The following is a 5,557-nucleotide window of genomic DNA, read 5'->3' as shown; positions in this document are numbered from 1 at the left end:
TGCCTCATTGCGGGCCCGGCAGAATCGCTGGCCAGTGATCCGGATGGAGGGTCTTGCCGCACCAAAGCCTGAGTAATGCTGCCAGTCATACCTGTCCCGTGATGATCTGAAGAGGAATTTCGCCACACAGGCGCCATGAGGAAGCGAGGCTGCGCCCCCGGCTTCGCAGCCCGGCAGGCCGACGCTGGCGTCAGCGGTGCTCACACCCGTCATCGACGGGCAGCCGCATGACAAAGCTGGAAAACGGCACTGTCGCCCGCCATGATCCTGGGAGCGTCCCGCATCGCCCTGCGCCCCATGCCGGGCGCGTGGATCTTATCCCGCTCCCCCTGCGCGCTCAAGCAGGCTGCCCAGTCCCTTTTCGTATTCGGGCGGGAATTTTGCGCATCCGGATCAGGGACGGCTTGCATGCAATCCGTGGCCTTGAGATAAGTCTTCAACGCCAGCGACGTGGAAAACGTAAAGACAATCACCTTTCGACTTGCGCGGCACAGGTCGACGTTCAAGAAAACGGAATGAACATTCCTGGGACAGGGCCGCGAAATCAGTCTGATGTGGCGGCAAGCAGTTCGAAGACTCTCGTGGACCTCGATCACTCACATCTCGCGAATCATGCGTTGCCTCGGCGTGCGACTGTTCACGCGCACCATCGAATCGCAGCAGCGCGAGGGGCATGATCATCGGCAACCTGCTGAACCTGTGAAATTCGTTCCGCAAGCCCATTTTCGTCAAAATAGTATAGTTGCACCCGCAACCAACCGTGCGCCTCCCCTCCCGAACAAAGCCGGTTCGCGCCACTTCAAGGGCCGAGGTGATCATTGCGTCAGACAACGCAGGCCGCCCGGCCACCGTTGTGCCCACCCATCAGGCCGCACACACCGCTGTCGCGCCATGCGTGCGACCAGTTGCAAGCGCTCTGTCCGCTGACACCAAGCTGCTCGGCAATATCGAGAGGCTCGTTGGGAGAGCTGTCGATGGCGGCCTCAGTAATATTGCCAGAGAAGCGCTAACGGAGATCCAAATTATCGTTATCGCGACAGAAGCCTCAGTACCTCGTCTACCACGACCGGTGAAAGGTACTGCCTACGCATAAGGGGGAGGCTGAATCTCTTTGCGCGGGTGTGCGGTAACGCGATAGGTTGGGAAGTGGCGAGGGTGATCGTGAAGACGATGATGATAATGGAACGACCATTCCGCATCGCCTTCGCTTATTCCCCACTGCGAGGCCTTGTGCTTTCTCAAACCACGATCGCGGATTAGCCCAACTACGAATAAGTCTCTTGCTTTTTTCATGTCACCGCCGGCATGGGAAAACCATCCTTCCTTGACAATGCCATCAAGCTCTTTATAGAGAATTTCACGGCCCGGGCCCGGTACGTAGCCTGTCTTACCACCGGACACAGTGGTTGCAGTTCGCGCCATCGAATCAAGAAACATATCATTGAACGATAGACTGGCATATGAATAGTATTCGGGAAGTTTTACGAAAGATGTCCCGCTTGACTCCAATTTTGCCTCTCCCAGATCGGCTCGAATCACTTTCATCGTCAATTCCTCGAGCAGGGCTTTTTCAGCTGATCCAGCCTCGCCGGATGCAACTTCTTGCACGAGATCATTCATCCCCTTTTCATCGCCAGTTACACGTAGCCGGGTAATCTTTATGTGCAGGTCGTGCAGTGCATCCGCCCCTTCCGACTCACTATCTTCCGTGATTGACCCCGTCGCACTACTCGAAGTTACGGGGGCCTCAGTCGTCACGCCCGTTGCCACGGATGATGAAGCAACCGTTCTAGTTGCGTTCTTCGGAGCATCCTCGCCGTCAGGTAGCGAACCAGAAACGGCTTGCCCTCCTGGATACATGCCGACAGTATCAGCGACCTTCTCTGGAACGGTTAGCCATTGCTTGGTCTCCTTGAGTTTGGAGACTTTCTGGCTAATCAGGGTCTGTAAATTTTTAATCTCCATTTTCGACAGACCCTCGGTCACCTTCCTTGAAAAGGAAGCAAAATTATTCGCTGCCGTGGCCTTGTTAGGGCTCTTGATGCTTTTCAAGGACAATGATGACCCCGCACCCGCAAACGTAAGAGCGGCATTGATTATCATCATAGCACCGATCTCTGCATCGCCTTGACGCAGATAGTCGTCGGCCTGAATTAACTCGCCGATCCCAGGAACGGCGAGACCGAGCTGCTTGAGCCCCTCCTCGCTATTACCTCTTAGCAACTCTCGAGTACCATCAAAAAGCTGACGCATGTTACCGATCAATGGCATGGCGCGTGTCATCTCGTCGAACGATATGTCACCCTTTATCCAGCCAAAGATCGCTGTGGTAAAGGAGTACCAACCGCCCAATACAGGCAGGCTTTTCAGACGCAGGTGGTTGCGCGCACGTGCGAGTTCGATCGGTGACATGGCCTCTTTCTCGTCGATAATCGCCTCGATGTTCCGTTTGATGTTTGCGTCGTTCATCGGCAGTCCTTCGGTCCGCACACGGTGTCTGGCGAAGGGAATGATTTTCGGGGATGTGCGCAAATATTCACCATAGACCGCGTTGCGAGCATCCTCGCGCAGGATAGGCGGGAGAGGCCCGTGCGGGTCCGTACGCGCTGAGTGAGCCGATTTGATGTAGTCGTTAATCCGCGTATCCAAATCAGCCGGTTCTGATGGTAGGCTACCAAACTCGGAAATGTACGCATCTTCAAATATCTGAATGGCGCCATCCTGATTGGGGGATGGCGATCCGAGGTGGGCGGCAATTATCGTACCGGCGCGTACCTTTCCAGCCTCACCAAGGCCCTCAAATTCACGCTGGAGCTCAGGTAAATCGAACGGAGTATATTGCTTCCCCGTTTTCTGCTTTACTGCAGTTGCCATCGCAGTTGCCGCCGTTCCGCTCCCGAATTGCGTGTCGATCCCCAGTTCGTCGAACTTGGCATGAACCATGGCGGATATATCACTCCCGTCGAAAAGACTGGTGCCTTCACCGAGAGTGTTTGGATGAGCGCTGTCGTGCGAACGAACCACCATGATCGTAACAGCCTGTCCGGACAGATATTCCACCGCATTCTTTCCGTAAGGAATATTGGGTATGACATTGCCATCGAACACGTGCGGATCGATGACATTCGTTGCATTTTTCTTAGGCGATTTTGAAAAAAGATCCCTCATTATGTAAGGCGAAATTTTCGACTTTATAAACAATTTTGACGCAGAATAAGAGTGTTGCCAATCCCAATCGTTAACAAATTCAATATTCTTGTCAATTTTTTTGATTTCGTACCGGATAGCATGCATTGCCACTTGCTCCGGGACATCAGCCTGGATGTTGAATACCTCACGCAGATTAGGATGAGCAGGCCGGCGGGCGGTCAGATAACTATCCAGGGTGGTCTTGTTAACGAGCTCTTCTCCGGCCTCGTCCAGCTGCGTCATGACGGCTTGCATACGCACGGCTTTTTCAAAATCTCCCGCCGCAACTACAAGCGCAAAAGGTGGAACGGGTTCATTAGTGGAAATTTTATGTTCGTTATAGTCCAAGTAAATGATTGCGGCCAGATCGAGGACATTGTCGCTGGTAATGTGCGCATTGCCGTCCAAGTTGATACGCGCTGTCAACGACGAGTCCCAGTCACTGGAGCCTTCTTTTTGGAACTCTTGTCTTGGCGCGCGTAATTTTACGCCTAGTATCTCTGACGCCTGTTGCAAGGCATCTTCCACCGTCATTCGCGGTCGGGAGCGCGTCTTGGAAATTGCCAAATTTCCATGATCGCGCCACCAATTGTTTAGCTTATCTAATCGAATATCAAAACTGTCCTCTGCGTAGTTGACCGGTTGTCGTGGATCAAACGAATCAGCACCTTGAACTGTTTCCCTTCGCACGCGCAATTCGGATGGAAACATTTCTTCATACCATTTGTCTGCTTCCGCCATTTTCTTTTCCCATTCTGGGCTGATCACGTTTTGATACGAATTGGATGACCAGTCCGAACTGCCTTCGCTTTGGAGCGAAGCTAGCGATGAATCGCAGGTGTGGTCCGGTAAAGGCTGCAAGGCGTTGCCCCGCCCTTGGATCGGTTCCTGTCCAACGTTCGCGGTTGTAACCGGCATTGCCGCCACGACCGGGCCACCCGATAGCTGAAGAATGTAGAAAAGATTCCGGTATAATGCGTTGCCCCTCGCAGGCAAGGTGCGGGGAGTTGGCTGCCAACGTTTTCCCGTGGACTCCAATAGACGCCTGTTTTGTGGTTCCACGTAGTCAGCGATCTTCGCAGCCACCCATGCTTTCTTTTCGATCCGCAGTACGCCGCGCGGCGATACGTTTGCCCGGATTGCCTCTTTCTTTGCTGTCTGCGCGACGTCGTCCGGCGTTGCGCCGTTCTCCCGTGTATTCAGCGCCACCTGGAGAATCTGCGGCCCAAGGCGCGCGTCCCGGCGCGAGACGGTCAGAGGTCTTTTCGGCTCCAGTTCGGCGAGCTGGTTCCCCAGTTCCATTATGGCCTGTCCCCAGGCCGGGCCTTCCCATGCTCGCTGAAAGGCTGACCGGAGTCGCCCGGGTGTCGACGGCGACACGACCTTCGACAGCACACCACGCGCGAGCTCTGTGGCACCAGACAGCCTGCCAGGCTGACAAATGGGGCTGAGCGAGCCGGCAGTCGGCCGGGAGGAGCCGAGTTGCGCCGGAGAATCGGCGTCATTAGGCTGTTGGGCCGCCCGGCGCAAAATGTCGTCGATGGGCATGGTGGGATTTACGATACTTTGAAGGAGGATGCAGTGTATGGTGGAGTCGGGCAACCTGCGTGACCGGTTGCGCAACCGCTCTTGACTCGCCGCAATCCCAGAGGGAGCGTCACGAATTCGGACGGCAGGATACGTGAACCGCTGGGCTCTCAAACGGGCATGGTGCTGTATGGGGGTTTGCTGCGATCCCGTTTCCCAGGGCGCAGGCGGATGGGCCCCTCCAATACGTTAATAAATACCTAGAGTAAATTGATCACCAGAATCCAATGGCAGCGGCAACAGAATAGACTATCGCGTCCAGCACAATAACCTCCGGTAGGCCGAAATTATATTAAACATGATGTTTATATTATAAAAACTTATTGCAATAATAAAATTGACATGTAAAATCAAGAGAACTAGCATTATTTTTCCGCTTTTCTTTCAGGCTAAGCGTGCATCGACGTATTGCGAGCATGTGGCATATTGATGTGCAAGTTCCGAGCTGCGAACGGGCGAAAAGCCTCCGATGGCGTCCTCGACCGTCAAGGGGACCCCTAATGCACCGCGATATGGTTATGCCTATCGACGCTCGTCGGAGGGTTTTGCCAAAGTATGGCGGGATGGACGAGAAAACTCGGTTGCTATGAATTGCTTATGAACCGAGCGAGTAGAAATACTGAGCCGCGGAGAGTGAGGCTTTGCCAAAGTCCTTCATCTGCCCTTTCTTGATCATGTGCATGTATATGAACGCCTCCCGTTTGCGAAGCAATTTCGCATGCTTTGACGTCCAGGATCGGCTGCGGCTGTATATACGGCCTTACTGCAAAACGGACGCAGC

1 protein-coding gene and 1 pseudogene are annotated in these 5,557 nt (G+C 54.1%); both read right to left on the bottom strand.

Annotated features, from left to right (window positions below; genetic code table 11):
* Positions 1–1,083 precede the first annotated feature (1,083 nt).
* Positions 1,084–4,491 carry a hypothetical protein gene (locus HV796_RS39925; RefSeq protein WP_175233243.1) on the bottom strand — a complete coding sequence of 1,136 codons (3,408 nt, stop codon included), beginning with the start codon at positions 4,489–4,491 and terminating at the stop codon, positions 1,084–1,086.
* Between the two features lie 880 nt (positions 4,492–5,371).
* Positions 5,372–5,458, bottom strand: a pseudogene (locus HV796_RS39920) (IS6 family transposase); the annotation flags it as partial.
* Positions 5,459–5,557 lie beyond the last annotated feature (99 nt).

This window comes from Paraburkholderia humisilvae (genome assembly GCF_902859855.1).
GTDB classification, from domain to species: domain Bacteria; phylum Pseudomonadota; class Gammaproteobacteria; order Burkholderiales; family Burkholderiaceae; genus Paraburkholderia; species Paraburkholderia humisilvae.
Note: the sequence above shows the minus strand (reverse complement) of the source record. Positions and strands in the feature narration are given on the sequence as shown.

Coding starts and splice junctions, on each gene's coding strand:
- HV796_RS39925 (WP_175233243.1), bottom strand. CDS start 4,491: ATGGAACTGGGGAACCAGCTCGCCGAACTGGAGCCGAAAAGACCTCTG.